Raw genomic sequence first — 4,148 nt, forward strand, 5'->3', positions numbered from 1 at the left:
GGGCCTGTTGGGTCGGGCGTGTTGGGTCAGGCTTCGGTCAGGGCGTGGTCGGTCAGTGCGAGTTCTTCTTCGGCGGTGTAGTTGCCGACGCGTTTGCGGCCGACGGCGAAGTAGTAGGCCATGAACAGGGCCACCATGATCGCGGCGATGACGAAGGCGAGCGGGAAGCTGACCAGGGCGGCGGGGATGAGGATTCCGGCCAGGACCAGGGCGATCCACATCGTGACGCGTCCGCCGCGGGCCTTGTAGGGGCGGTGCAGTTCGGGGCGCTTCTTCCGCAGCACCAGGGCTGCGGCCATCATCAGCATGTAGGACACGGCCGCGACGAGCACGGAGAGGGTGACCAGGACCGGGATGGCGTCCGGGAGGATGGTGTTGCCCAGGACGACGAAGACGAAGCCGATGACGCCGGGGACGATGAGCGAGCCGATCGGGGCGTGGTGCTTGTTGAGCTTGGAGAGCCATGCGGGCAGGTAGCCGGCCCGGGACAGGGCGAAGGTCTGGCGTGAGTAGGCGATCACGATCGCGTGGAACGAGGCGACCAGGGCCGCGAGGGAGAAGATGGCGATCACCGGGACGATCCAGGTCTGGGATCCGACGACGTTGGACAGGGCCACGGTCAGCGGGGCTGCGGCTCCGGGGAAGTCGGACCCGCCGACGCCGGCGGCGACGGTGAGGGTGCCGATGCCGACCACGGCGAGGGTGATGAAGGCCATGATCAGGGCCTTGGGGATGTCCTTGGCGGGGTTCTTGGTCTCTTCGGCGGCCATGGGGAGGGACTCGATGGCGAAGAAGAACCAGGCGGCGAGCGGCAGGGTGGCCCAGAGGCCGCCGATGCCGTTGGGCAGGATGGCCCCGCCGGAGTAGGCGTTCAGGTTATCCAGTGACATCTTCGGGGCRCCGATGACCATGAAGACGATGAGGCCGATGACCGCGACGGCGGTGAAAACGAACTCGATCTTCATCGAGTTTCCGGCGCCGAGGAGGTGGACGACGGTGGAGCCGATGTAGAGGACCGCGGCGCTGACCAGGATCGGCACGTCGGGGAAGAGGACCTGGACGTACGCGCCGACGGTCAGTGCCACCGCGACCGGGGCAAAGACGAACTCGAGCAGGACGCTGACCCCGGCGAGGTAGCCCCAGACCCGGCCCAGGGCGGTGCGGACGTAGGCGTAGGCGCCGCCGGCGTGCGGCACGGCGGCGGAGAGTTCGCCGATCACGGTCGAGAGGCCGGCGTAGAGCAGGCCCATGATCGCGATCGCGATCAGGTAGCCCCAGTAGCCGGTGAGCCCGAGGCCCGCGTTCCACCCGTAGTAGTCACCGGAGATCACGGCGCCGACGCCGATGCCCCACAGCAGCACGGGTCCTGCCACCTTGTTGAGGTGCTTCTTCTTGCCCTCCGCCTGAACGGCGGGAGTTGCAACTGTTTGTGACACTGACCTGCTCCTTTGCGGGTTGTATCAATCACCGGCGCCACGGGACATGGACCGTCTGATATTTGACGAGGAAGCCGCGGGACAAACCGTGGCTGGGTGCCGGGCTGAAACATCAGCGCTCCGGCACCGGGGTGCTGCGAACGGCCGCCGGCCGCCGCAGAGGTGGCGGGCCTGGCATTTCCCTGACGTCATCGGCGGGGAAACTCTCCGTGAGGGGCCTTCGCGACCCGGTACATCAAGCATACCAAGTCGTTAGACGTCTAACAAGAGARTGTCTGCATTATTTTCCCGGGTATTTTTCGTGCCCGGACTGGCGGCTGCCGGGGTGTGCTGGTGGGGGGCGTGCCGCGGTCCCGGGACGGGGTGTGTCCGGGAACGCGGCGGGTGGTGCCGCGGGGGTAGCGGCGGGTGGTGCCGCGGGGGTAGCGGCGGGTGGTGCCGGGGTTGGCGGCGGGGTGTTGCGGGCCGGTGGGGTTAGAGGCCGGCGCCGATGCGTTCTGCCTCGGACAGGGCGGCCWGGACGTCGGTCGTGGTCCAGGCGCCGGTGAGGTAGGCGAGGTCGGCGATGTTGAAGCGGTTGCGCATGAGGTGGCAGTTCGTGAGYGCCCAGATCACGTCGTCYTCCTTGCTGGSGTTTTCSAGTTCGGAGAACCGGGTGGGTGCGCCGGCGGCGCGCAGTGCCGCGRCGATGGCTTCGGGTTCGCCGAGCAGGCCGGAGAGCACGTGGGCRTGGGCGCACCAGGATTCGGCGGCGTCGCGGATTTTGGTGCCGGCGTCGACGGCGCGGAGGTGTTCGAGCTTTTTGGAGTAGTCGGACCAGCACTCGGTGCTGGTCGCGCCGGCTTCGTCCATCCAGTCGAAGGCTTCCCGGACGGTGCGTTCGGCCTCGGCCGGGTCCGGGAGCCGCAGGGTGCCGAGGCGTCCGGTGCGGAGCCGCTCGTTCATCGTCCGCCACAGAATGGCGACGACGACGGTCGCGACGCCGACCTGGGCTCCGTGGTGGGCGGTGTCCGTGCCGCGGGCGGTGCTGGCCATGTCCAGCAGGTGGCTCACGACGTGTTCCATGCCCGAGGACGGGGAGGTCTGTCCCGCGACGCCCATCGAGATCCCGGAGAGGGTGACGAACTTCGCCAGGGTGGCCAGGGACTCCGGGTCCGAGGACCCGACACCTTCGGCCAGGGCCAGGAGTTCGGTGCCGTGGCGGCGGGTCATGCCCGCGGCCTCGGCGGAGAAACCGCGGTCCATGTCGACCAGCGAGGAGAGGTACCAGTCGGCCGGGGCGGTGAACATCGAGATCATGTCCCCGAGCCCGGAACGGTTCAGCACCGCCGGCGCGCCCTCGAGGACATCGCTGTCCACGACAATGGCGCTGGGCCAGCCGGAGTGCGCGGTGCGCTTGACGCCGTTGATCAGCAGCACGGACTGGTCGTCGGCGAAGCCGTTGACCGAGGCGGCGCTCTGCACGACCACGTGGGGCCGGTTCCCGGCGGCGACCTTGCCGATGTCGCAGAGGGTGCCGGAGCCGATGGTGACGATGACATCCGCACCCCCGCAGCCGGCGGTCGCGGCGGCGACGGTGGGTTCGTCGGCGTGGACGTGGCCGGGCAGGACTACGGTATTGACCGTGCCGAGGGTCTGCAGGAGGGCGGTGACGGCGGGTTTGAGGTAGGCGCCGGAGCCGGTGGTGTAGTCGTCCCCGTCGGTGAGGAGTGCGATGGTGTTGTGTGCCGGCAGTGCGGCGACGATGTCCCGGACGGAGTCCAGCACGTCGGGGCCGATGACGACCTGGTCGAGGCCGACCAGCGGGTGGGTGAGGTAGCGGTCGAGGTCAGACGAGAGCGTCATGGCGGGTTTCTTTCCGGGAGATGGATTCGACGGCGTCGAAGAGGGAGCGGTATTCCTGGTAGGCCGATTCGAGGGCCTCGGCGTGGGCCGGTTCGGGGTCGATGGTGGCGGGATCCAGCTCGACGACGGCGTCGACGGCGGTTTCGAGGCTGGCGAAGGTGCCGGCGGCAACGGCGGCGAGTAGTGCCCCACCCGTTGCGCTGGTCTCTTCGGTCAGCACCTTGCTGATCGGGGTCCCGCAGAGGGTCGCCTTGGCCGAGAGCCAGAGCGCGCTGCGGGCTCCGCCGCCGACGACCCGGACCGACCGGGCCAGGCCCATCGCGTCGATCCGGTCGTAGATGTCCCGGAACGCGAAACAGTTCGCCTCGATGATCGCCCGGGCCATGTCGGCGGAGTCATGGTTCATCGACAGCCCGGAGAATGTCCCGCGCAGCCCGTCGTTCCAGCGCGGCGCCATCGATCCGGTCAGGGCCGGGATGAAGCGGACCCCGCGGGCCCCCGGCCGGGACTGGGCGGCGCGGTCGAAGAACTCCTGCTGGCTGATGCCGAGCACGTTCTTGGCGAACCAGAGCGTGTTCCCGCCGGAGACGAAGCCGGGGTTCTCGATCAGGTAGCTGCCCTCGACCGCGTGCGCATGGGTCTCGACGAGTTTGGTCTCGTCGAAGACCGGGACGCTGCTCGAGACGCCGACCGGCTCGGCCGTGCCCAGGATGTCCACGACCACCCCGGGCCGGACGCCCCCGGCGCCCAGGCACGCGGCGTGGTCATCGCCGGTGCTCACCACGACCGCGCACCGCGTGGTCAGGCCCAGCGCGGCCGCGGCCTCCGCGGTCAGCGTGCCGGCCACGTCGGTGGCCCGGCCGATCT

Annotated in this window: 3 protein-coding genes; all 3 read right to left on the reverse strand. The window is 69.3% G+C overall.

Annotated elements, in window-relative coordinates; genetic code table 11:
* Positions 1-26: 26 nt before the first annotated feature.
* Entirely contained in the window at positions 27-1,436 is a 1,410-nt protein-coding gene (gene eat / locus AC1DZQ_RS22395; RefSeq protein ID WP_476965559.1) for an ethanolamine permease, read from the reverse strand.
* A gap of 474 nt (positions 1,437-1,910) precedes the next feature.
* Positions 1,911-3,281 (reverse strand): iron-containing alcohol dehydrogenase, encoded by a 1,371-nt coding sequence (locus tag AC1DZQ_RS22400; protein ID WP_476965560.1) that lies wholly within the window; start codon positions 3,279-3,281, stop codon positions 1,911-1,913.
* The coding region (locus AC1DZQ_RS22405; protein WP_476965561.1) for a xylulokinase at positions 3,265-4,148 on the reverse strand (884 nt) is incomplete at its 5' end. The genes AC1DZQ_RS22405 and AC1DZQ_RS22400, both read right to left, overlap by 17 nt.

This window comes from Arthrobacter sp. P1_C12_2 (genome assembly GCF_056406415.1).